Raw genomic sequence first — 19755 nt, forward strand, 5'->3', positions numbered from 1 at the left:
ATGTCACAGGGTTATTTTGGTTTCGTGCCACCCAAGGCGGCACCAACAGGCATCTTCAGTTTTAAGGCAGCAATCCTGCACCGGCAGTTGATCACCACACCTGTCGCAGTTGCGCTTGCTCAATTCTTCCTGCGTAGCCAGTAGCTCTGCGTGATACTTGCGAATCATGAGCGACACCAGCTCTTCCCGGCTGTATGGCTCACGACCTGGACGGCGTTGAGAGCAATCGTAATCGAGCATTTGCAGCTCTTCGGCATCAAGTACCAGTTCAACCTTTGTTTCACCGGCAGCGGCCTGACGTGCCCGCTGCGCTGCTTTGCGTTCGGTGGGCGACATTGCCATTAGTCGTCGTCCTCGTCCCAGTCGTCATCCTCCTCTTCGTCATTACCACCGAAGGCTAAAAGCGGGTTGGTAGCCGCCAGCATCTGGCTGGCAGCGCCACGGCGTTGAAGTCGGCGCAGCGCTTCATACAACTCAAACGCTTCTATACGGTCATCACCAAGGTCGAGTGAGCAAGCGAACTTATGCGCATCACCAACCAGATCATCTAAGCGCTGGTGGATTTCAGCTTTAGTCAGCAGCTGGTTACTGTTCATTGGTTGGCTCCTTTTTGTAGTGTGCCGGGTCGAGATTTAAGTGACACTCACGAAAGGCCTTTAATCCATGCTTCTCCCGGATTTCACCGCTACCACACTTTCCGGATTTGAAATTGGCCCACTCATATCGCTTTACCATTGGGGATATTTCGGTGATGCGGTAGATACCATCCCGCCATTCAGTGAATGGCTTGCTCTTTAATGCAACATGCAGAGCGTTCTCTGCCGCCAAAAGCCTAGCGCCATTTCGTTTCTCAGCCGCCATGAGTTGCTGGTGGAAGTTGTGAGTGGCATCTGCCAATCTGGCTTCAAGTAAACTTTCAAAATCTTCCATTCACTCACCCTCCACGCGCTTAAACTCGATCACCCATACGAATGGGTTAGCCTGCCAGCTTTCCTCTCCGTAGATGGATGACCACAACCAGGAAAACACCTCGCGTGCATCATGGCTTGCACCGCCGAAATGCTGATCGCCCTGATTAATGCAGTAGCGGCCACTGGCTGGAAGGGTTACCAACCCTTCGCGAACTGCATCGTTCTGACTGATGGACTGGAGGCGCTGCAATCCAACATTGGTAATCTCCAGCGTTATGCGGGAAGCCCAGCGCGGCATGTGGATGGATGGACGAGAGCGCCAGAAGTCTTCCCGTGTGCGCTGTGCAGGACGCTTGACGCCATCAGCTGGATAAAGCACCTGTTTGTCGCTAACGAAATAAGAATCTTCAGGGTCATAACCGCCACCTTGCCAGTGACCATGCTCGAAGAAGTTCTCACGCACCCACAGGCGATCACCTACTGCACCGAACGGGCAAGAGAACAACTTAGAACGGACGTGGTTCCCGCAGGCATTCGACTCACCCCAATGGTATTTGCCGATATCGCTGCGTTTAGTTGAATCAGTGATGCGCAATAAGCCGTACTGATTTGATTCCGGCTGCACCTTCATGATCCGGCGCGTCTGCACCTTCCTGCCTTCCATAACTGCACGAACCATTTCGCTGTTAAAGATGATTGGACGTTCACGCATGGCTTTTCACCTCTGCAATTATTGGCAAAAGTGATGCCTGTTCACGAACTGCTTTGATTGCATCGTCTGAGTAGCCCCAGATATTGCCGTCATAGACGTTGCGGCGCTCCATACCCAGATAGTAGGGATGGATTTGGGTGCCGTGGATGATGTAGTCCCGCATCATTTCAACTAGCCCGCGAAGGGTTCCACCGTGAGAGAAACCACGCCATTTGTTAGTCCAGGTGGTTTTGTGCGTGAAAACCCACTTCAGCGTGTAATCATCAAGGAACCAAACACGACCGCGCTTATCGACAAGCAGCTTAGAAGTCATCTCGGTGCTGTCGTTATAGAAGAACCGCCGCCCGTGTGCTGAGATAACCTGAATGAGTTGGTTGGCATGTTCCAGGCGTTCATTTTTGGTAGCCATCACTCACCATCCTTAGTTGCATCGGCGCGGAGTTGGTTGGCGAACTTCTCAGCGGCGACAGCTTCACGGCCTAATCGAGTATGGTGATGTTCAGAGTGAGTAAATGCTTGTTGGCGCCGCAAGTCATCAGCAAACAACTCGACACCTTCAGCGCGAATCTCATTGACCATGGCATCAGTAGCTGGGGTTTTTACATCCATATTTAGAGGGTAGTCAGCATCGATCTCTTCAAGGATGAATTCTCCCAACCGCTTGCGACTCTCTTTCAGTGCCACGTTCTCCGCCACCACCAACTCCAGCTTCGAACGCGACTCACGCGAATCATCACGCATAGCCAGCATCAGTGCTTCGGTGGCTTCCTGCTGCAGGTGCAATTCAGAGAACTTGCGAACCAGATAGGCTGGAAGGCTCTCGTTAACCTTCATGTCACCGGGAATGCACTTGCCGCTGAGTAGGCCCTGCATTTCGATTTCAGAGATTTTCATTGCTCGCCATCCTTAGCTGCATTCGCCGCGAAATCTTCAGGCATTTCGTTATGCATAGTGAATCTGATAACGGCGAACTTCCCGTCACGAGTTTCAAAGCAATAATCTTTGCCTAGGGTGTTCATGTGATCTGCCATGGCGCGAACAACTTGGTCAGTCACATCCGTTTTATTGCCTACCCAAACGCCACGATCAGGATTAACAGTGCCTTGATAAATTGTTCCAGTTAGGGCGCTGGCTGCGATCATCTTTTTATTAGGCATTGTTCACCACCTGCAAATGAGTACGTGAGCGGAGCAAATCCATTTCCATCTGAGAGATAATGTTGATGGCGTGAGAGATACCAGGCTGCTTATGGTTGCCTTGCACGGTTAACATCCGGCGTGCTTCTGCCAGTGCTTCACCGCGCATTACACGAATCCACTGATCACTTGCGGGAGTAGCCAGGGCAACATTGATTTCGTCGATCAGGTCGACATCAGAGCCAGCTTTCTGCAGCGCAGTAATGGCGTCTGGCAGCACGCTGTTAATACGCAGCACTTCAGCAGCCATCACATTTGCGCGGGCATTGGACACATCAAGACGGTTAGCCAGTTCGGTCACCATCTTTGCGATCACGATGATTGGAGTATCCATGCTCATAGCAGCTGCGAATGCGTGACCTGCTTTCACCAGCTCTTTGTTTGATTGTTGGTTAGTCATGCTGGTGGCCTCAGTGAACTGTACGGTGAGCGCTATTGAGACGCTCAGCTGCGTTCTGCGCTGCAACAGGGTTATGGATTACAGAGCCGTCAGGCATGATCCAACCCGCCAAAATGATGCTGTAGGGCAGGGTGATGATGCCCACTACGATGTGATCACGCGGATGTTTCATTGTGCTCTCTCCACAGCTCATCAAAACGGTTGAGGAACTCCGCACGCGCCTGCTTTGGCGTCAGTGGGAAGATGACAAACTCAGCGGGGGTGATACCTTCCAGGCAAGGCCACACGGTGCCGTCGTCCAGGTCGAAGTCACGGCGCTCGGTAGCCAACATCACCATGTCAGCGTGCTTAACGCATTCGGACATACGGACCGGGATATTGAAGTTGTGGCGAACTGCCATCTCAACCCGGTGTTCAATCGCTTTGTAGTCGGGAAGCATCGCCTTAAGTGGAGCAGCGATATCGTTGATGTAAGCCTCAGCTGCATCGTGCATGAGTGCTTCGAAGGCGAATTTAGCCGGAACCAGCTTGCTGCAAAGCACTGAGTGCTGAGCAACGCTGTAGAACTGATCGAGGTGACCAGTGAAACGGCAGATGTTCGACAATGCACATGCGATATCTTCAATGCAGATAGCTTCACGAACCGGATCAACGAAGCTGAAGTGCTTCTGGCTGTTGGTGCAAATCCAAGTCATTAAATGACCTCCACGCTGTTTTTTGTTTGCACGAATCCCTTGCCGTTGATGGCAATAAATCACTGAGGGATTCATAAAATTGGCTGGCAGGTTCTGCAAAACCTGCAGCCGGTTAACTCCACGCTATGAAAGGTATTGCGGTGCCGGGTGCCTCCCGGTGCTCTGGGCGAACTGACAAGGTCCAGAGAGGTGACTTAGACTTGAAGCACCAACTGACCGCATGAAAGTTGGTATCAGTTCTCCGCGAGCGCATAGCGCCTCTGTGGCGCGACCATTTACGCCCGCCAAATGCTCTCAACGTTGTGAAAAAGGAGTGGTTACTCCGGTCGAACATTATCTTCACTCTCCTGATAAGGGTGAAAGCCCCGGAGCAACCGCCTAACTGGATCAATATCTCTACACAACACAGCTTTCTACATCAGTCGGCATCCATCCGATGACTTGATTAAACTATATGTTTATAAACACGTCAACCAAAGGTTGATAAATATTTTGTTTATAGCGAATGATTTTTACCTTGCCGGATTTCAGGCACAAAAAAAACCGGCTTTTGCCGGCTAAATTTTTTAGAGGTGGTTTTACTCTTTAGCTACATCATCAGCAGAGATGAAGCGCGTTGCTTTGATTATCCCTGATACGAAATGAATCTTATCTACCTGATCAGCTGTAAGCGTGAATGGCTTGTGGTCATTGTTGATGCTGGTGAACTGATAATCGCCCGTTCTGTTGAAATTCAGGATTTTTATCATGTTGTGACCATCTTTAGTTCTAATGAACACCTCATCGCCCGGAGCCACTTTTGTTCCTGGCTCGATAACAACGAACTCGCCAGACTGAATGCGTGGCCACATGCTATCGCCGCGAACTCTCACGCCGTAAGCTGACTTGTCGTCGCTGTAAATTCTCAGCCAGCCCGCATGAAACTCCATCATGTCTATCAAACCGTCCATTCCCAAAACGGCATCTCCTATCACAGGGATAAGTCCGTCACGCATCTCTCCGACCACATCAGCCTCAGAAGGTATTAGAGACGAGGTGCTCACTTCATCTGGATTGTAGTCGGGTGGCATAACGGCTAATTCTTCATCCTCGCCAAGCAACCAAGAGAGAGGCAGCTGCGTGGCGGCAGAAATTTTAATAGCAGAATCTTTACCCATCTCACCGCGCTTGAACCAGTTGTTCACCGCCTGTGGGGAAACCTCTGCAATCCTTGCGAGATGCGCCTTGCTAAAACCTGTCACCTGGAGAAGTTCATCCAGTCTATTTGCCTTGCTCATAAACATCATCGCACCGTTCATTTACCAGCCCAGATTGTAAACGTTATGTTTATACGAATCTATAAACCAAAAGTTGACGGACATATAAACTTATTGTTTAATGTCTGTGTCGAATATAAACCGGAGATGAACGATGGAAGCATTAACCAAAGCTATTGAAGCTGCAGGCTCAGCCCGCGCATTGGCTTTAAAGCTTGGCGTTTCTCCAATGACCGTAAGTTACTGGCAAAGCCGTTCTGCGGGGATGGTTCCAGCAGAGCGAGTAATCAGCATCTTTCAGGTTACTGGGGTAACACCTCATGAATTAAGGCCAGACATCTACCCAAGCCCATCTGATGGCATGGCAGATCTTAAGCAAGTTTAACAACCACCATAACTACCTTAGGGAAAACAAAATGGTAGACACCATCAACATAGCAATACGCCTGATGTGTAAAGCACACCCTTACGGTCGCCTGGGTATGGCTTCAGACATGGGAATGACTATCGATCAGTTCCATAACCACCTGTACCGCAAGTGTGGTAGCCGCTTCTTCACCCTGGATGAGTTGCAGCAGATGGAAGACCTGTCCAAAAGCAACCATCTGGCTGAGTACTTCGCTAATCGCCGCGGCTTAACGCTGGTGGACATCGCTTCAGTACAGAGCGTGGACAAAGTCGATCTGTTCGACATCGAAATGCGCTCTCACGCAGCTGCTGGCCAACTGGCGATTGCTAAGCAAGAAGCTGCAGCTGATGGCGTGATCGACAAGCAAGAGCTGAAACAGCTCTCCGGTTTATTCCAACAAAAGATTCGTCACCAGATGCACGGCTTCTTTGGCTTCCTAGCGCTGTATGGCGCAAGCGTCACAGAACACAACGTGGATATGTTCATGGCAACCCGCAAGGTGGAAGTGGCGGGCATGCAGGTTCAGTCGGGTGAGGTGTGAATTGAGTACAGCAGAAAAGTTGAACGCCCCGGTTTGCAGACCAGAGCGTTCGGCATCGTCAAATCGTCCAGCGTGGAGAAACAACGATATGTCAAGCATAAAGCATACAAGACCAGTCTTGCAATTCCGGTGTCGCGTGGAGGGTAGCGGCATTCGGTATGAGCAGATCATACCTGTGGCTGGTGGAGCGAACAACTACCAGCCAGCTGAGCCGATGGTAGTGCAAACGGCGTGGAATGACTTTTACCGTAAACCGGAGGCCAAGCAATGCGAATCATTGACCGCTGGTTCACTGATGGAAGAGGCATACCAGTGCGCGTTATCCGCTGGGAGCCTGAATCAAACCGCGTTATCTACCTTCGCAAAAATTACGAACATGGCGAGTGCTTCTGCCCTCTGCATCAGTTCAAGCGCGACTTTAGGGAAGTAGAGGCACCTCATGAGTAAAACATTTGATGTTGTGCAAGCAATGTCAGGACAAAAGAACGTGATCGTACTGCCACGGCCGTACCTGAAGTTTTTCAGTGGCGATCAGCAGGCACATGCGCTTTCAGCTGTGTTGAGTAATCTCGTTTTTTGGTCTGCGCATGGTGATGCGGATGGATGGTTTTATAAAAGCCACAATGAGCTGGGCGATGAGGCAGGCGAGTTGAGTGAGGATCAGACCGAACGTTTGGTTAAAAAGATCATCACCAAATATCTTCCTGACGCAATTGAAACTTGCTCTCGTAAGGTCAATGGCACGCCAACCAAGCACTATCGTATCAATGGCGAAAAATTGATTTCGGCAGTTTTCCCTGAAAAGAAAAAGACTATCAAATCGCGGAATGGAAACCGTGAAGATGCGGAATCGAAACCGCACTTTCACGGAATGGAAACCGCGAAGCCGCGTAATCTTGGAAACCGCGAAGTCACGGAATCCTATCTTTATACAGACTGTAATACAGACTGTAACTTACAGACTATTAAACCTCTTAGTCCGGTTTCTGCGAAACCAGACGAGTCGAGTGATCCTTATCCAGATGCGGCAGTTAAAAACACTTCTAAGCGCCAGTGGGGATCGGAAGAAGACCTGACCTGCGCCAAGTGGATTTGGTCACGCATCTCCAGCATGTACGAGAAGGCCGCTGAAACTGATGGCGAAGTCAGTAAGCCTAAAGAGCCGAACTGGGCTGACTGGGCAAACGAAGTTCGCCTGATGTGCAGCCGTGATGGCCGTACTCATCGTCAGATTTGCGAGTTGTTCAGCAGAGTGCAGCGCGACCCCTTCTGGTGCCGTAACGTTTTGAGCCCATCAAAGCTGCGTGAGAAGTGGGATGAACTCTCAATCAAGCTCAGCCCTGCTGGTGGGCAGCGCAACGTCAACGATACGGCAAGCACTGACTATGAAATTCCTGACGGCTGGAAGGGGGCTTAACCATGAATACAGAGACCCTGATCATCATTCACCTGATGAACCATCCCGGACACACCCCGGCACAAATCGCTGCAGCGATAGGCCGCACACCCAGCACAGTGAAAACCGCGCTGCCTGCAATGGTCGCTGTTGGTGATATCTGGCGCGATGCCGAGGCGCAGTACTACACAGCTGAGGCGGCGGGCAATGGTGATGAGCAGTATCTGTCACTTTGCGATGTGGCTTACAGCCTGCAGGAGCGAAACCTTTGGAACCGGGCCGCTAACGTCTGGCAAGAAGCGCAGCACTGTACAGAAAAGCCAGGACTTCGAGAGAAGGCCCGCATCAAGGGAAATGTTTGTGTCGAAATGGCACGTCTCAAAGACCCAAAGCCATCGCCTGACCCGTTCTGCGTGAGGGGGAAAGCATCATGATCACCTCCATCAAAGCGCACTTCAAGCGCAACGCAGAGTTTTACATCGGCGCACGAGTTTCGATTCTGGCAACCATCAGTTTGACTATTTATCTGGCGTGGGAGTTTCACAGAGCATGAGCAATTTACTTCAGGTCTACAAAAACAAAGAAGACAGCAACACCAACATCACGGTACGTAAAACCTACCTGCTGGGCGTTGATGAGCTGTACATCGAACCGGGCTACAACGTCCGGGACATCGACCAGACCCACGTCGAAGAATTTCGCGATGCGTTCATTTCCGGTGAGCACATCCCGCCGCTGACCGTTCAGGTGACAGAGCAGGGCGTGAAGATTATCGACGGCCACCACCGCTGGCATGGCGCGAAGCTGGCGCAGGAAGCAGGCCATGACATTCGCCTGGAGTGCAAAGATTTCGTTGGCAACGAGGGCGAACGCATCGCCTTCATGGTGACCAGCAGTCAGGGCCGAGCGCTGGAGCCACTGGAACGCGCAGCAGCTTACCAGCGCATGAGCAATCAGGGATGGGAGCCAGCGGAAATCGCGAAGAAAGTGAAGCGATCCGTTGCAGACGTCGATCAGCACCTCGCATTGCTGGCTAGCGGTGATGAGTTGATTGGCATGGTGAAGCGTAACGAAGTCGCCGCAACCACAGCCGTTGCACTATCCCGCGAGCATGGAGCCAAAGCCGGAACCATTGCTGCAGAGGGACTGGCAAAGGCCAAGGCCAGCGGCAAGAAGAGACTGACCCGCACCGCCGCAATGCCGCAATTCAGCGCGACTAAAATGCGCAAACTGCTGGAGTTGATCGCCAAGAACTGTGAAGCAGAGTTGGCAGAAGAGACTTTCGCCATCACCCTCGACTTCGAAACAGGCCTTCAGGCGCTGGAAGCCATGGCAATTATCAAAGAAGCCAAAGACCATTATCTGAACGGGGAGGGCGCGTAATGCAATACCAACTCATCTACGCCGATCCTCCATGGACATATAACAACAGCATCAGCAATGGTGCTGCCACTGACCACTATCAGACCATGACCATGGCAGACCTTAAGCGCCTGCCAGTATGGGATTTGGGTACTGAAAATTCGGTACTGGCTATGTGGTACACCGGAACACACAACCAGGAGGCACGCGAACTGGCTGAAGCATGGGGCTATCGCGTCCGCACCATGAAGGGCTTTACCTGGGTGAAGCTGAACCAGCTGGCAGAGCAGCGCGTAAACCGCGCGCTGGAGAACCAGACCATTCACGACTTCACCGACCTGCTGGACATGCTTAACGCAGAGACCCGCATGAACGGCGGCAACCACACCCGCAGCAACACTGAGGATGTGCTGATAGCGACACGCGGAACAGGACTGGAACGCGCCAGCGCATCGGTTAAGCAGGTTGTTTACTCCTGCCTTGGAGAGCACAGCGCGAAGCCGTGGGAAGTGAGAAACCGTCTTGAGCAACTTTATGGTGACGTGTCCCGCATTGAGCTGTTTGCGCGAACCGCCGCCGAGGGCTGGGATTGCTGGGGCAACCAGTGTGACAGCAGCGTGCAACTGATCGCCGGGAGGGTGGCATGATTCCATTTGTCTATGTTGCGGCTATTTGCGCAGCCAATTTGCTGGTGGCCCACTTCGGGCCATCTGTAACGCCGATCAACGCTTTCTTCCTGGTTGGTTTGGATATGGTCCTGCGCGACATATTGCACGAACGCTATGGTCTGGCGCGCTCACTGTTCCTTTCAGCACTCGCAGGTGTCATCAGCTACGCGATTAACCCGACATCGGGGATCATCGCCATCGCATCAATGATCGCCTTCGTTGCAGCTGCACTGGTAAACGCGCTGGTCTATCAGTGGCTGATTGATAAGCCATGGCTGAAGAAGTCCAACGCCGGGAACGTAGCCGCCGCTGCCGTTGATTCTGTCATCTTCCCACTGATTGCGTTTGGCGCGTTCCTGCCGGTTATTGTCGCTGCGCAGTTCATATGCAAAACCGCTGGTGGCGCAATCTGGAGCTGGCTGCTGAAGGGAGTGAAGAAATGATCCATTACCATGGTGGCCCAATCACACCTGATACGTGCGCCATTCGCGCATGGAAAGCCCGTCACGCGTTTATCTCTTTTGCCCACGCGAGCCAGATTAATCTCGCCGCTGAGTACTGTCAGTCGTTTGCTTTGGACAATGGCGCGTTCACAGCGTGGAAAGCAGCCGGCCGGAACAAAATCGACTGGGCTGACTATTACGACTTCGTAGCGCGCTGGAAGAATCACCCTGGCTTTGATTTCGCAATCATCCCTGACGTTATCGACGGCGGTGAGGCAGAGAATGAGGCTCTGCTTGATGAATGGCCACACGGCGATTTCTACGGCGTTCCTGTATGGCACATGAACGAGAGTGACGAGCGCTTTATCCGTCTATGCAATGAATACCCACGCGTTGCAATTGGGAGTTGTGGTGAATATGACGTGAGAACGCCGATTCGCTCCGTGACCCGTATGAAAGACCTGATTCGCCATGTCACCGACGGCAATGGTCAGCCTATTGCGAAACTGCATGGACTTCGCATGCTCAATCCGGAAATTTTCACGAATCTCCCCCTTGCCAGCGCCGACAGCACCAACGTTGCCAGAAACATCGGTATCGACAAAGCGTGGAAAGGTGCTTATGCGCCAGCCTCAAAAGAGACCCGCGCCGCCCTGATGGTTGAGCGTATCGAATCACACAACAGCCCCGGCTCTCTCGATTACTGCGAGCAACGTGACCGGTTCAGCATTCAACTGCCATTGGCGGTCTAGGAGAACCGATGAAATTAACACTGCCATTCCCTCCATCCGTAAACACCTACTGGAGAAATACCAGGAAGGGAGTATTAATCAGCGCCTCCGGGCGCTCTTTCCGATCCAACGCTATTGGCGCGGTGTATGAGCAACTGAAACGCAGACCTCAACCGATTACCGTTAGCGTGGCTGTTACAGTGATACTTTACCCGCCAGACAAGCGCTCGCGTGATTTGGATAACTACCTGAAAGCAGCATTCGACAGCCTGACACATGCTGGCGTGTGGCTGGACGATAAACAGATTAAACGCGTCTTCGTGGAGTGGGGCCCAATAACCAAAAAGGGCAAGACCGAGATTACGATCACTGAGTATCAGGCGGTGGCGGCATGAGGGCGATACTCACACCTGACGTTGCCAACAAAACCGGCATCGTACTGCTCAAGCCTGGTAGCGATCTGATACCGATGTTCCGTGAGCGCGTGCTTATCTGCACAATCCCACGTGACATGTCACACCTACCTACAGGACTGGTTAATTCGAGCAGCCAGCCACTGCTGGACGATGCCAGCCTGAAAACTCTCTTCGCTGACGACAGAGTGATCAAAGCCGCTGGTGGATGGGAACTTCATGATGCGTGGGTGCAAAAAATCAGGTCCTGCCAGTACCGGGAAAAAGATTCTTTTCATCACCACGATTACACTACCTTGCGGACCGATTCAGGTTCACTTTGCCTGTGTTATTCCTGTGACAATCACTGTCGTTTGAACGGTGTACCTGGTATCCTGGAATCAGTAGCAGTGGGCAATCTGTCTCAGTGGATTATCGAGTCAGCATGCATCCAGATGGGGTTAGGTTCAGACCATCAGATGACGCTGCCAGAGCTGTGCTGGTGGGCCTGCCTGAATGACGTTATCGACCTGATACCGGAATCACATGCCCGCCGCGTTCTGCGCATGCCAAAGCCAGTGGTTGCAACAGGGCCAATGCCTGAAGCGTGGATAGACCCGACACCATCGGCTCAGCAAATGATTCAGGAAGCGGCAGAGGTGGTTAAGCAGGTGCTGACCATCGGCATCGACCCGGAATCACCACAGTCATACATGGCGCGACCAAAGCGCCTGCGCTGGAGCAACGAGAAGTACACTCGGTGGGTCAAAGCGCAGCCATGCGCCTGTTGCCGTAAGCCATCAGACGATCCGCACCACATCATAGGGCATGGACAAGGGGGAATGGGAACGAAGGCGCATGATTTATTTGTGATACCGCTTTGCAGGGCGCATCACGATGAACTGCACCGGGACATGAGGGCATTTGAAGAAAAACACGGCAGTCAGTTAGAGCTGCTGGTCAGGTTCCTCGATCACTCGATTGCAGTCGGCGTGGTCGGGTAAAATTAAAGCGTGGAGGAATTAATATGCGTGATATTCAGGTTGTACTTGAGCGCTGGGGCGCTTGGGTATCCAGCAACAAAGAAGAAGTTTACTGGTATTCAGTTGCGGCTGGATTCAGTGGTCTAATCCCATCAAAAGTAAAGTCCCGCCAGTCATGCTGTGATGATGACGCCATGGTGCTGTGCAGCTGCATCGCTAAACTGCGAAAAAATAACGAAGACCTTCACGACCTGCTTTTCGATTATTACGTTTTCGGTAAAACCTTCATGGAACTGGCACGTATGCATAAGTGTTCAGACGGGCATATTGGCAAAAAGCTTCAGAAGGCTGAGGGGGTGGTTGATGGCATGCTGATGATGCTGGATATTCCTCTCCAGATGGACCGTTATGTTCGGATAGAAGATTTCAAAGCCACTGCTTGAAAAATGTTTACGTACGTAAAAATACTGATAATGTGATAAGCCTCGGTACTACGATGTACTGCTTACTATCAAGATTCAGTTGCATAACATGTGAGTGACTCAAGCGCCCGAAGCCTTACCAGCTATCGGGCGTTTTTATTTGTGCCATTAGCTCAACGGATAGAGCATCGGAGTTCTAATCCGCTGGTTCGGGGTTCGAATCCCCGATGGCGCGCCAAACTTCAAAATTGCGCAGTTTTGCGATTGCGTGAGATCAGCTTAACCCTGTGCTCGACGGGGCAAGAAACTATCGCGTAATGCGTCAGGGTTTTTATTTACAGAGGGTCGCCATAGAGCGGCCTTCTTTCGTTTTTGCGCCCGCCAATCACTTCGACTCTCACCCTTTCACGCTGTGGCGGTGCGCATTTTTATTCAGAGACTACCGACGGCACCGACCTATTCCATTAGGAGGTGAGGATGAAACGTATGCCAGAAAGAGACCCAGGCTTCTGGGCAAGCCTACTTGCCTGGCTGTATGCCCACAAAAACGAATCTGGCTACGCAGGTCTTGCCGGGGTGATGGCAATTCTGCGTGGTACCTATTACGGCAAAGATACGTGGCCGCGTCGATTTCTGGATGCTGCCATGTGCAGCGTCTTTGCGTTTTTTCTGCAACCAACGCTACAAATTGCCGGTTCGGTTCTCAACTGGGACATCAGCACAGGCACAACGCAGATAGTTGCAGTATTTCTTGGCTTCCTCGGCGTTGACTGGCTTTCAACAAAACTGCGCCGGTTCATTGATAAGCGCATAGGGGATAGCAATGCTGACACCCAGTAGTTTTCAGAAGGCAACTGGCGTATCTGATGCGCAGCGTGATATGTGGTTCCCACGTATCTCGGCCAGCATGGCGGCATTCGGTATCACCACAGCATTGCGTCAGGCGCATTTCCTGGCTCAGGTAGGTCATGAATCGGCGGGGTTCACCAAAACCGAGGAAGGGCTTAACTACAGCGAGAACGCGCTCACAGCGATGTTTGGTAAGCGCATCACTGGCGTACAGGCAAAAGCCTACGGTCGCAACGAGGCACATCCCGCCAATCAGAAGATGATTGCCAATATCATTTACGCCAACCGCAATGGAAATGGTGATGTCGCTTCTGGCGATGGATACCGCTATCGCGGTCGTGGCCTGATTCAGATTACGGGCAAGGCGAACTATGCCGCACTGAACGGACAGTTAAGCGCTGACGTTGTGGCGAATCCAGATTTACTGAAAGAACCGATGCAGGCCGCGATGTCAGCGGCGGCATGGTGGAAGAATCACGGATTAAACGAGCTGGCTGATACTGATGATGTTACCCGCATCACCAGAGTCATTAACGGTGGCACAAACGGTCTGGAAGACAGGAAATCCCGCTTAATCAAAGCTAAGGGGATTCTATGCTCAACGTAATCGGCTTTTTCCGAAACTATTCACACATCATCGTCATTGGCCTTATCTGCGTTTGTCTGTGGGGCCTTAATGCGCGCAACTCACAGCTGACCGCAACAAATGAACGGCTTGAAAAGCTGGCAAACAGCAAAGATGACCAGATAAACGATCTGCGCTCCAAGAACGATGACTTAGCAGCCAGCGTCAATGACCTCGTTACAGCAGTAAAGCAGCAAAACGAGGTAATGAGCCAGGTAGCAGACCAGCGAGCGGTAACAGCAGAGCAGAACCGGAAACTCCAGTATGAAATCAAGCAATACCTTGCGGCTGATAAAAACGCTGCCGCTCCTGTTCCTGCTGATGCTGTTAAGCGGTTGCGAGACGCCGCGAAGTCAGCCAGTGGAGTACAGGACCATAAAACAGCCCCGGTTAAACCTGCCAGCGGAACTGACTAGCCCGATAACGGCACCGGAACCCGCTAGCGCAATGAGCTATGGCGATTCGGTTGAGTTGAACGTGGTGCTGTATGGCGTGGTTGAGCAGTGCAACATCGACAGGGCGGCTGTCCGAAGACTGGAAAGCAAATAGCCGCATTGCAACAGTACATCAAAGAGCAGTGTCAGAAGTGATCATGATAGGGCGCATTTGTAAGAGCGCCCGATAATGTTAAGAATCAAAGAGCGTATGACACTAACTGGAGCATGAAGCTGAACGTTAGAAGGCCAACGCCGATCCTTTGTTTTAATAGCATCTTCTTGTTTTTTTGTTCGATAAGACGGTCGTGTTCAATGATTTCATCGCTCCCAAACATCGCTGACTCGTAAGGCATCAGCGAGTGGCTGTTGAAAAACATCAATAATGTACCGAAAAGACCCACAGCAGTTGCTGCAATCTGAAGTTCTGTTGGAGACATTTGAAACCCCTAATAATTAAGAAGATTCAAATATAACTCCATCAGCAAAATTTTTATTGGCCTGCCAGGCTTCGAATCCTCAGACAAGGGATAACGGTTATCGTCGAGAAGAAGGCTAAGAACCAGAAAAAGAATTGACGCTCAGGAGAGGCAGCCAATGTTCGGTTTCCGCAAAAAGCCTAAGGTTGAAAAGGCGCTTCAGGCTGCGAATAGTGGCGGCTGGCGCAAAATTTTTGAGTCGTTTACGGGCGCGTGGCAGAGAAACATTGAAGTTGATGCCACTACTGTTCTTGCTTATCACGCCGTATTCTCGTGCATTTCACTGATTTCAGCGGATATAGCCAAGATGCCGCTGCTTCTCAAAAAGAAGCTGAGTAATGGCATTTGGGCCGATCACAGCGATAGCAGCATTTCACCCCTATTGAGGAAGCCGAACAGCTTCCAGACCCGCATGCAGTTTTTTGAAAACTGGATGAATTCAAAACTTTCAGACGGAAATACTTACGTTCTGAAGTTAAGGGATGAAAACGGGAGGGTTAAACAACTGCGCGTGCTGGACTTCAACAAAGTTACGCCATATGTGACAGACGACGGTGAAATTTTCTATCAGGTTCGGCCTGATAATGTCCACGGTCTTGAGAAACAGGTGATGGTTCCGGCGCGCGAAATCATCCACGATCGTTTTAACTGTTTCTTTCATCCGTTGTGCGGCCTGTCTCCGATTTATGCGTGCGGACTCACCGCAATGCAGGGTGACGCCATCCTGACCAATTCTGCTAACCATTTCAAAAATGGAGGGAAACCCGGCGGTGTTATTACCGTTCCGGGTGCGGTTGACCAGGACAAAGCGCGGGAAATAAAGCAGAGTTGGGATGAAGGTTATTCAGGTGCTAACGCAGGTAAAACAGGTTTACTTGCGGACGGTGCATCTTTTGCCAGCATAGCGATGACAGCAGTGGATGCGCAGATGGTTGAGCAGCTGAAACTGACTGCAGAGATTATCTGCGCAACTTTTCATGTGCCGATTTACAAGGTTAACTCGGCGGCCACACCTTCATATAACAATATTGAAGCGCTGGATCAGGGCTATTACTCCCAGTGCCTTCAGACGCATATCGAAGCCATCGAATTGCTGCTTGATGAGTCCTTTGAACTCGACGAGAAGACGGGCATTGAGATGGACCTGAACACGCTGATTCGCATGGATACCGAGGGGCGCTATAAGACCTATAGCGAGGCGATAGGTGCTGGCTGGCTTGCGCCAAATCAGGCGCGCAGGAATGAAAACATGCTTCCGGTTGAGGGCGGCGACACGCCTTACCTTCAACAACAGAACTTCGCTCTTGCCGCCCTGGCTAAAAGGGATGGCAGAGATAACCCGTTTGGCACCACTCCTCAACAGGGAACCGCACCGGAGCCAAATCAACTCCCTGAAGATGAAAACAGCAAGGCGCTGTCTGATCATGAGCATTTCATGGTTAAGGCAATGCTGAAAGGACTGCTTACCCATGAATGAGCGTGACATGTCACTGCTGAAGGCTGTGAGCGAAGCAGTAAAAGAGCAGCTTTCAGCAATTCAGGAAAAGTATTTATCCGCAATCAAAGCGCAATCAGAGGAAATAAATCAACTGAAAGCTTTGATTAAAGAACTTCAGTTATCTGCACCGGATACTGACGAAATTGTCAAAACGGTGCTGCGTAAAATTACAATCCCCGCCGCGCCTGAACTTCCTGATATCGGGAAGATGGTGAAGGATGCTGTTTCCGAAATCACTTTGCCTGAAGCGCCTGAGCCACCTCAATTACCCGATATCGGCGCAATGGTTCGTGATGCTGTTAATGCAATTGAACTACCGCAGCCAGAGCCTTTGCCTGATATAGGTAAAATGGTTAGTGAGGCTGTGAAAGCCATTCCGGCCGCTAAAGATGGCGATCCCGGCGAAGATGGTCGTGATGCGCTTCAGATTGAAATTTTGCCCGGCATCGACACTGAAAAATCCTACATTCGTGGGACTTACGCGCTTCATCTTGGTGGCTTATGGCGTTCACACCAGAAGACCACCGGTATGAACGGCTGGGAGTGTGTGGTTGATGGCATCAGCGATATTTCAATCACGCAGAATGAAGAGCGACATTTCACGGTCACTGCAATTAAGTCCAGTGGTGAGAAGTCAGAGAAGACTTTCAGCGTTCCAGTGATGATCTACCGCGATATTTTCAGTGAATGTAAGAAGTATTATCCCGGCGACAACGTTACGTGGGGCGGTTCGGTCTGGTACTGCCATGAAGAGACTGGCGATAAGCCGGGTGAAGATGGCTCTAAAGGCTGGAAACTGGCTGTTAAGCGCGGTCGCGATGCGAGGGCTAAGTGATGCTTGAGTTTGTCACGCTTGACGAAGCTAAGGACCACCTCAGAGTTGATACAGATGCGGGTGACCAAGACCTGAAACTGAAAATCTACTCTGCCAGCGCATCGGTGTACGACTACATTCAGGGAAGCCGTGAAAAGGTTAACTGGAGGTGTGATTGATACCTGGCAGGGCATTGGCGATGTATGGGCAGAGGTTGCAGCATCTTCAGCGCGAGAGTTTACAGCGGCCATGGCAGTGCAGAGTGAAATAACCACCCGCATAACCATACGTTACCGTGCTGACATCACCAGTAAACACCGCATTCTGTATCGCGGTAAAATCTACAACATTGAAGGCGTCTTGCCCGACCCAGTAAGCGGTCTGGATTATCTGACGCTTCCCTGCTCTGAGGGGGTCAACGATGGCTGATGGAGTACAGTACTCTTTAACGGGTCTTGATGAGTTACTGGGCAGGCTGGATTCCATCAGCGACGATCTAAAGAAAAAAGGGGGCCGTGCTGCACTGCGCAAAGCAGGCAATGTCATTGTAGAGCGAGCCAAATCCAACGCCCGCCGCGTTGATGATCCACACACCGGGCGCAGCATCGCAGACAATATCGCCCAGCGCTGGAATGGAAGGGTTTTCAGGCAGACGGGAAACCTCGCTTTTCGCATTGGCGTTTTGCATGGCGCGGTTTTAAAAAACCATCCAGACAAAGCGGTTAATGCGCCAACACCACACTGGCGCTTGCTGGAGTTCGGTACTGAGAAGATGAAGGCACAACCTATTCTACGCCCTGCGGCTGAGAACACCGTTGATGCAGTAATCAACACTTTCACCAGTGAATATCCAAAAGCTATTGATCGGGCCATTGCCAGAGCACAGAAAAAGAGGGCTCCGTAATGATCGCGCCAATTTTCCCGGTGTGCGCCGCAAGCGCTGCTGTAAACGCGCTGATAGGTGGTTATGTTCTGCGCCTTTATCCCTTCGGGCTTCAGGATGACAATGTCACTTATCCCTATGCGGTATGGCAAAACATCAGCGGTGAACCAGAGAACTACCTTGGCCAGCGACCTGACGCGGATTCTTACACGCTGCAGGTTGATGTTTATGCCGACACGCCGGATCAGGCGATTGCAGTGGCCGCTGCGCTGCGCGATGCAATTGAGCCTCACGCACACATTACGCGCTGGGGTGATCAGACCCGCGACAGCGAAACCAAGCGATACCGCTACTCATTTGATGTGGACTGGATAGTCCTTCGTTAATCACCTCACCAACTAACCAACCGGCTTATAGCCGGTTTTTTTACGTCCGGAGATAACCATGTCTGTACTTTCGCAAGGCACTCAGCTTTACGGCCTTATCCGTGGTCAGGTGTATGAAATTGAATGCATCACCAGTTTCAACCCCGGCACAAACCCAGCAGATCAGATTGAAGATACCTGCCTAAGTGAGAAGAACACGCGATCCTATAAAAAGGGACTTCGCACACCAGGGCAAGCTTCGGTTGGCATTAACTCCGACCCACAGAATGAATCCCACTATCTTCTGTGGCAGTTGGCCGAGCTTGATGAATATGCCAATGAAATACCTCAGTGGGCTGTTGGCTGGTCGGACGGTGAATCAGTACCAACTGTAGTCGATGGTGAATTCTCACTGCCACCTGATCGCACCTGGTATACCTTCGCTGCTTATGTAAGTGATTTCCCGTTTGACCACCAAGCAAACGCCGTTGTAGCCACAGCTGCAACTATGCAGCGTACTGGCCGTGGTGTTTGGGTTAAGAAGGTTGAATCGGGCTCATAATTAAATTGGGGCTGAACAGCCCCATTAGTCATTGGTGAAAATATGCGTTTAACCCTCGATAATTTGAAAAAAAGTGGTGCATTTACAGGCCGTCCGGTCGAGAAAGAAATTACCTGGAAGCAGGGAGATGACGAATTGTCAGCCACTGTCTTTGTTCGTCCAATGGGATATCACGCCGCCACCTCAGATGTTTTAGCGATTGGCGGAAAGGTGGATGGCGTCGCCGGGCGCATCGCTGCATCAATCTGCGATGAAGATGGCAAGCCAGTATTTACCCCGGCAGATATTACTGGTGAGTCCGATCCTGAGCGCGGCGCGCTTGATGGTGCACTAACTGTTGCTTTGTTGATAGCCATCCAACAGGTTAACGATTTGGGAAAGAGTTCGAACTCAGTGACGAAGACGAATTCTGGTGCGAGTTAGTCTTGAATGGCATCGGAGGCCGAACGATAGCTGAGGCAAGAGAAAACCTGAGCTATCGGGAGTTCCAGATGTGGGCTCGCTACCGTAACAGCGTTGGTAGCTTTAATCCCATGATGCGCACTGAGTGGTCGGCGGGTTTAGTTGCCAGCACCATTGCAAACGTTAACAGAGCTAAAAACACCCCTCCGTTTAACGTTACAGACTTCACGCCTCATCACATTGAGAAACCAGCTGCAAACGAGCCGATCACATTGGATGAAGCGATGAAAAGTTGGGCGTAAAGGTTTTAAAATCAGAAAAATAATT

Annotated in this window: 38 protein-coding genes and 1 tRNA gene; 27 read left to right on the forward strand and 12 right to left on the reverse strand. The window is 51.2% G+C overall.

Going from position 1 to position 19755, the window contains the following annotated elements:
* Positions 1 to 3 precede the first annotated feature (3 nt).
* The 11 genes from ACXI0A_RS08910 to ACXI0A_RS08960 all read right to left on the reverse strand — a co-directional run bounded on the left by ACXI0A_RS08910 (position 4) and on the right by ACXI0A_RS08960 (position 5212).
* On the reverse strand, positions 4 to 342 hold the full coding sequence (locus ACXI0A_RS08910; RefSeq protein ID WP_479485208.1) for a hypothetical protein: 339 nt from the start codon (positions 340 to 342) through the stop codon (positions 4 to 6).
* The gene (locus ACXI0A_RS08915; RefSeq protein ID WP_479485209.1) at positions 342 to 596 is read right to left on the reverse strand and encodes a hypothetical protein; all 255 of its coding nucleotides are present in this window, start codon (positions 594 to 596) and stop codon (positions 342 to 344) included. Before ACXI0A_RS08915 ends, ACXI0A_RS08910 begins: the two co-directional genes overlap by 1 nt.
* Positions 586 to 930 carry a hypothetical protein gene (locus ACXI0A_RS08920; RefSeq protein WP_479485210.1) on the reverse strand — a complete coding sequence of 115 codons (345 nt, stop codon included), beginning with the start codon at positions 928 to 930 and terminating at the stop codon, positions 586 to 588. Before ACXI0A_RS08920 ends, ACXI0A_RS08915 begins: the two co-directional genes overlap by 11 nt.
* A complete protein-coding gene (locus ACXI0A_RS08925) occupies positions 931 to 1623 on the reverse strand; it encodes an ASCH domain-containing protein (RefSeq protein WP_479485211.1) in 693 nt (230 codons plus the stop codon).
* Positions 1616 to 2032, reverse strand: a complete 417-nt coding sequence (locus ACXI0A_RS08930; protein ID WP_479485212.1) for a hypothetical protein — start codon at positions 2030 to 2032, stop codon at positions 1616 to 1618. The genes ACXI0A_RS08925 and ACXI0A_RS08930 overlap by 8 nt, the downstream gene beginning before the upstream one ends.
* On the reverse strand, positions 2032 to 2517 hold the full coding sequence (locus ACXI0A_RS08935) for a hypothetical protein (protein ID WP_479485213.1): 486 nt from the start codon (positions 2515 to 2517) through the stop codon (positions 2032 to 2034). The genes ACXI0A_RS08930 and ACXI0A_RS08935 overlap by 1 nt, the downstream gene beginning before the upstream one ends.
* Entirely contained in the window at positions 2514 to 2780 is a 267-nt protein-coding gene (locus ACXI0A_RS08940; protein ID WP_479485214.1) for a DUF7446 family protein, read from the reverse strand. Before ACXI0A_RS08940 ends, ACXI0A_RS08935 begins: the two co-directional genes overlap by 4 nt.
* Positions 2773 to 3219 carry a hypothetical protein gene (locus tag ACXI0A_RS08945; RefSeq protein ID WP_479485215.1) on the reverse strand — a complete coding sequence of 149 codons (447 nt, stop codon included), beginning with the start codon at positions 3217 to 3219 and terminating at the stop codon, positions 2773 to 2775. Before ACXI0A_RS08945 ends, ACXI0A_RS08940 begins: the two co-directional genes overlap by 8 nt.
* 10 nt (positions 3220 to 3229) lie before the next feature.
* Positions 3230 to 3412, reverse strand: coding sequence for a DUF1317 family protein (locus tag ACXI0A_RS08950; RefSeq protein WP_479485287.1), 183 nt, complete (start codon positions 3410 to 3412; stop codon positions 3230 to 3232).
* Positions 3375 to 3914 carry an HD family hydrolase gene (locus ACXI0A_RS08955; RefSeq protein WP_479485216.1) on the reverse strand — a complete coding sequence of 180 codons (540 nt, stop codon included), beginning with the start codon at positions 3912 to 3914 and terminating at the stop codon, positions 3375 to 3377. The genes ACXI0A_RS08950 and ACXI0A_RS08955 overlap by 38 nt, the downstream gene beginning before the upstream one ends.
* A gap of 578 nt (positions 3915 to 4492) precedes the next feature.
* Positions 4493 to 5212 carry a LexA family transcriptional regulator gene (locus tag ACXI0A_RS08960; RefSeq protein ID WP_479485217.1) on the reverse strand — a complete coding sequence of 240 codons (720 nt, stop codon included), beginning with the start codon at positions 5210 to 5212 and terminating at the stop codon, positions 4493 to 4495.
* A gap of 112 nt (positions 5213 to 5324) precedes the next feature.
* Here ACXI0A_RS08960 and ACXI0A_RS08965 point away from each other — a divergent pair, with 112 nt between their 5' ends.
* From ACXI0A_RS08965 to lysC, 18 genes are all read left to right on the forward strand, one after another.
* A complete protein-coding gene (locus ACXI0A_RS08965; protein ID WP_134160974.1) occupies positions 5325 to 5555 on the forward strand; it encodes a transcriptional regulator in 231 nt (76 codons plus the stop codon).
* A gap of 31 nt (positions 5556 to 5586) precedes the next feature.
* Positions 5587 to 6120, forward strand: coding sequence for a YmfL family putative regulatory protein (locus tag ACXI0A_RS08970; RefSeq protein WP_479485218.1), 534 nt, complete (start codon positions 5587 to 5589; stop codon positions 6118 to 6120).
* Positions 6121 to 6387: 267 nt separating this feature from the next.
* Complete coding sequence (locus ACXI0A_RS08975; RefSeq protein WP_479485219.1) at positions 6388 to 6567, forward strand: DUF4222 domain-containing protein; 180 nt, start codon at positions 6388 to 6390, stop codon at positions 6565 to 6567.
* Positions 6560 to 7537 carry a hypothetical protein gene (locus ACXI0A_RS08980; protein ID WP_479485220.1) on the forward strand — a complete coding sequence of 326 codons (978 nt, stop codon included), beginning with the start codon at positions 6560 to 6562 and terminating at the stop codon, positions 7535 to 7537. The genes ACXI0A_RS08975 and ACXI0A_RS08980 overlap by 8 nt, the downstream gene beginning before the upstream one ends.
* Positions 7538 to 7539: 2 nt before the next feature.
* Positions 7540 to 7950, forward strand: a complete 411-nt coding sequence (locus ACXI0A_RS08985) for a MarR family transcriptional regulator (protein WP_479485221.1) — start codon at positions 7540 to 7542, stop codon at positions 7948 to 7950.
* Positions 7947 to 8069 (forward strand): hypothetical protein, encoded by a 123-nt coding sequence (locus ACXI0A_RS08990; RefSeq protein WP_479485222.1) that lies wholly within the window; start codon positions 7947 to 7949, stop codon positions 8067 to 8069. The genes ACXI0A_RS08985 and ACXI0A_RS08990 overlap by 4 nt, the downstream gene beginning before the upstream one ends.
* Positions 8066 to 8899 carry a ParB/RepB/Spo0J family partition protein gene (locus ACXI0A_RS08995; protein WP_479485223.1) on the forward strand — a complete coding sequence of 278 codons (834 nt, stop codon included), beginning with the start codon at positions 8066 to 8068 and terminating at the stop codon, positions 8897 to 8899. Before ACXI0A_RS08990 ends, ACXI0A_RS08995 begins: the two co-directional genes overlap by 4 nt.
* Complete coding sequence (locus ACXI0A_RS09000; protein ID WP_479485224.1) at positions 8899 to 9525, forward strand: MT-A70 family methyltransferase; 627 nt, start codon at positions 8899 to 8901, stop codon at positions 9523 to 9525. The genes ACXI0A_RS08995 and ACXI0A_RS09000 overlap by 1 nt, the downstream gene beginning before the upstream one ends.
* Positions 9522 to 9989 carry a VUT family protein gene (locus ACXI0A_RS09005; protein WP_479485225.1) on the forward strand — a complete coding sequence of 156 codons (468 nt, stop codon included), beginning with the start codon at positions 9522 to 9524 and terminating at the stop codon, positions 9987 to 9989. Before ACXI0A_RS09000 ends, ACXI0A_RS09005 begins: the two co-directional genes overlap by 4 nt.
* Positions 9986 to 10741, forward strand: a complete 756-nt coding sequence (locus tag ACXI0A_RS09010) for a hypothetical protein (protein ID WP_479485288.1) — start codon at positions 9986 to 9988, stop codon at positions 10739 to 10741. Before ACXI0A_RS09005 ends, ACXI0A_RS09010 begins: the two co-directional genes overlap by 4 nt.
* 8 nt (positions 10742 to 10749) lie before the next feature.
* Positions 10750 to 11115 (forward strand): RusA family crossover junction endodeoxyribonuclease, encoded by a 366-nt coding sequence (locus tag ACXI0A_RS09015; RefSeq protein WP_479485226.1) that lies wholly within the window; start codon positions 10750 to 10752, stop codon positions 11113 to 11115.
* The gene (locus ACXI0A_RS09020) at positions 11112 to 12116 is read left to right on the forward strand and encodes a DUF968 domain-containing protein (protein ID WP_479485227.1); all 1005 of its coding nucleotides are present in this window, start codon (positions 11112 to 11114) and stop codon (positions 12114 to 12116) included. Before ACXI0A_RS09015 ends, ACXI0A_RS09020 begins: the two co-directional genes overlap by 4 nt.
* A 23-nt stretch (positions 12117 to 12139) precedes the next feature.
* Positions 12140 to 12538 (forward strand): antiterminator Q family protein, encoded by a 399-nt coding sequence (locus ACXI0A_RS09025; protein ID WP_479485228.1) that lies wholly within the window; start codon positions 12140 to 12142, stop codon positions 12536 to 12538.
* A gap of 141 nt (positions 12539 to 12679) precedes the next feature.
* Positions 12680 to 12755, forward strand: a tRNA-Arg gene (locus ACXI0A_RS09030).
* 239 nt (positions 12756 to 12994) lie between these two features.
* Complete coding sequence (locus ACXI0A_RS09035; protein WP_479485229.1) at positions 12995 to 13357, forward strand: phage holin, lambda family; 363 nt, start codon at positions 12995 to 12997, stop codon at positions 13355 to 13357.
* Positions 13341 to 13973 (forward strand): glycoside hydrolase family 19 protein, encoded by a 633-nt coding sequence (locus ACXI0A_RS09040; protein ID WP_479485230.1) that lies wholly within the window; start codon positions 13341 to 13343, stop codon positions 13971 to 13973. Before ACXI0A_RS09035 ends, ACXI0A_RS09040 begins: the two co-directional genes overlap by 17 nt.
* Positions 13961 to 14407 (forward strand): Rz lytic protein, encoded by a 447-nt coding sequence (locus ACXI0A_RS09045; protein WP_479485231.1) that lies wholly within the window; start codon positions 13961 to 13963, stop codon positions 14405 to 14407. The genes ACXI0A_RS09040 and ACXI0A_RS09045 overlap by 13 nt, the downstream gene beginning before the upstream one ends.
* The gene (lysC, locus tag ACXI0A_RS09050; protein WP_479485232.1) at positions 14313 to 14540 is read left to right on the forward strand and encodes an Rz1-like lysis system protein LysC; all 228 of its coding nucleotides are present in this window, start codon (positions 14313 to 14315) and stop codon (positions 14538 to 14540) included. Before ACXI0A_RS09045 ends, lysC begins: the two co-directional genes overlap by 95 nt.
* A gap of 85 nt (positions 14541 to 14625) precedes the next feature.
* Here the strand turns inward: lysC and ACXI0A_RS09055 are convergent, their stop codons facing one another.
* Positions 14626 to 14865 (reverse strand): hypothetical protein, encoded by a 240-nt coding sequence (locus tag ACXI0A_RS09055; protein WP_479485233.1) that lies wholly within the window; start codon positions 14863 to 14865, stop codon positions 14626 to 14628.
* A 157-nt stretch (positions 14866 to 15022) separates the two neighbouring features.
* On the opposite strand from ACXI0A_RS09055, the gene ACXI0A_RS09060 reads away from it, so the two are divergent.
* From ACXI0A_RS09060 to ACXI0A_RS09100, 9 genes are read left to right on the forward strand one after another with little or no spacing between them, the layout of a single operon-like run.
* Positions 15023 to 16381 carry a phage portal protein gene (locus ACXI0A_RS09060; RefSeq protein ID WP_479485234.1) on the forward strand — a complete coding sequence of 453 codons (1359 nt, stop codon included), beginning with the start codon at positions 15023 to 15025 and terminating at the stop codon, positions 16379 to 16381.
* The gene (locus ACXI0A_RS09065) at positions 16374 to 17237 is read left to right on the forward strand and encodes a hypothetical protein (protein ID WP_479485235.1); all 864 of its coding nucleotides are present in this window, start codon (positions 16374 to 16376) and stop codon (positions 17235 to 17237) included. Before ACXI0A_RS09060 ends, ACXI0A_RS09065 begins: the two co-directional genes overlap by 8 nt.
* Positions 17237 to 17395 carry a head-tail connector protein gene (locus ACXI0A_RS09070; RefSeq protein ID WP_479485236.1) on the forward strand — a complete coding sequence of 53 codons (159 nt, stop codon included), beginning with the start codon at positions 17237 to 17239 and terminating at the stop codon, positions 17393 to 17395. Before ACXI0A_RS09065 ends, ACXI0A_RS09070 begins: the two co-directional genes overlap by 1 nt.
* Positions 17367 to 17645, forward strand: a complete 279-nt coding sequence (locus ACXI0A_RS09075) for a phage head closure protein (protein WP_479485237.1) — start codon at positions 17367 to 17369, stop codon at positions 17643 to 17645. Before ACXI0A_RS09070 ends, ACXI0A_RS09075 begins: the two co-directional genes overlap by 29 nt.
* Positions 17638 to 18120 (forward strand): HK97-gp10 family putative phage morphogenesis protein, encoded by a 483-nt coding sequence (locus tag ACXI0A_RS09080; RefSeq protein WP_479485238.1) that lies wholly within the window; start codon positions 17638 to 17640, stop codon positions 18118 to 18120. Before ACXI0A_RS09075 ends, ACXI0A_RS09080 begins: the two co-directional genes overlap by 8 nt.
* The gene (locus ACXI0A_RS09085) at positions 18120 to 18485 is read left to right on the forward strand and encodes a DUF3168 domain-containing protein (protein ID WP_479485239.1); all 366 of its coding nucleotides are present in this window, start codon (positions 18120 to 18122) and stop codon (positions 18483 to 18485) included. Before ACXI0A_RS09080 ends, ACXI0A_RS09085 begins: the two co-directional genes overlap by 1 nt.
* Before the next feature lie 58 nt (positions 18486 to 18543).
* Positions 18544 to 19026 carry a phage tail tube protein gene (locus tag ACXI0A_RS09090; RefSeq protein ID WP_479485240.1) on the forward strand — a complete coding sequence of 161 codons (483 nt, stop codon included), beginning with the start codon at positions 18544 to 18546 and terminating at the stop codon, positions 19024 to 19026.
* A 42-nt stretch (positions 19027 to 19068) separates the two neighbouring features.
* The gene (locus tag ACXI0A_RS09095) at positions 19069 to 19449 is read left to right on the forward strand and encodes a phage tail assembly chaperone family protein, TAC (protein WP_479485241.1); all 381 of its coding nucleotides are present in this window, start codon (positions 19069 to 19071) and stop codon (positions 19447 to 19449) included.
* A 2-nt stretch (positions 19450 to 19451) separates the two neighbouring features.
* Positions 19452 to 19730, forward strand: coding sequence for a phage tail assembly protein T (locus ACXI0A_RS09100; RefSeq protein WP_476149284.1), 279 nt, complete (start codon positions 19452 to 19454; stop codon positions 19728 to 19730).
* The last annotated feature ends 25 nt before the right edge of the window (positions 19731 to 19755 follow it).

The organism is Pantoea sp. C1E2 (assembly GCF_056491465.1).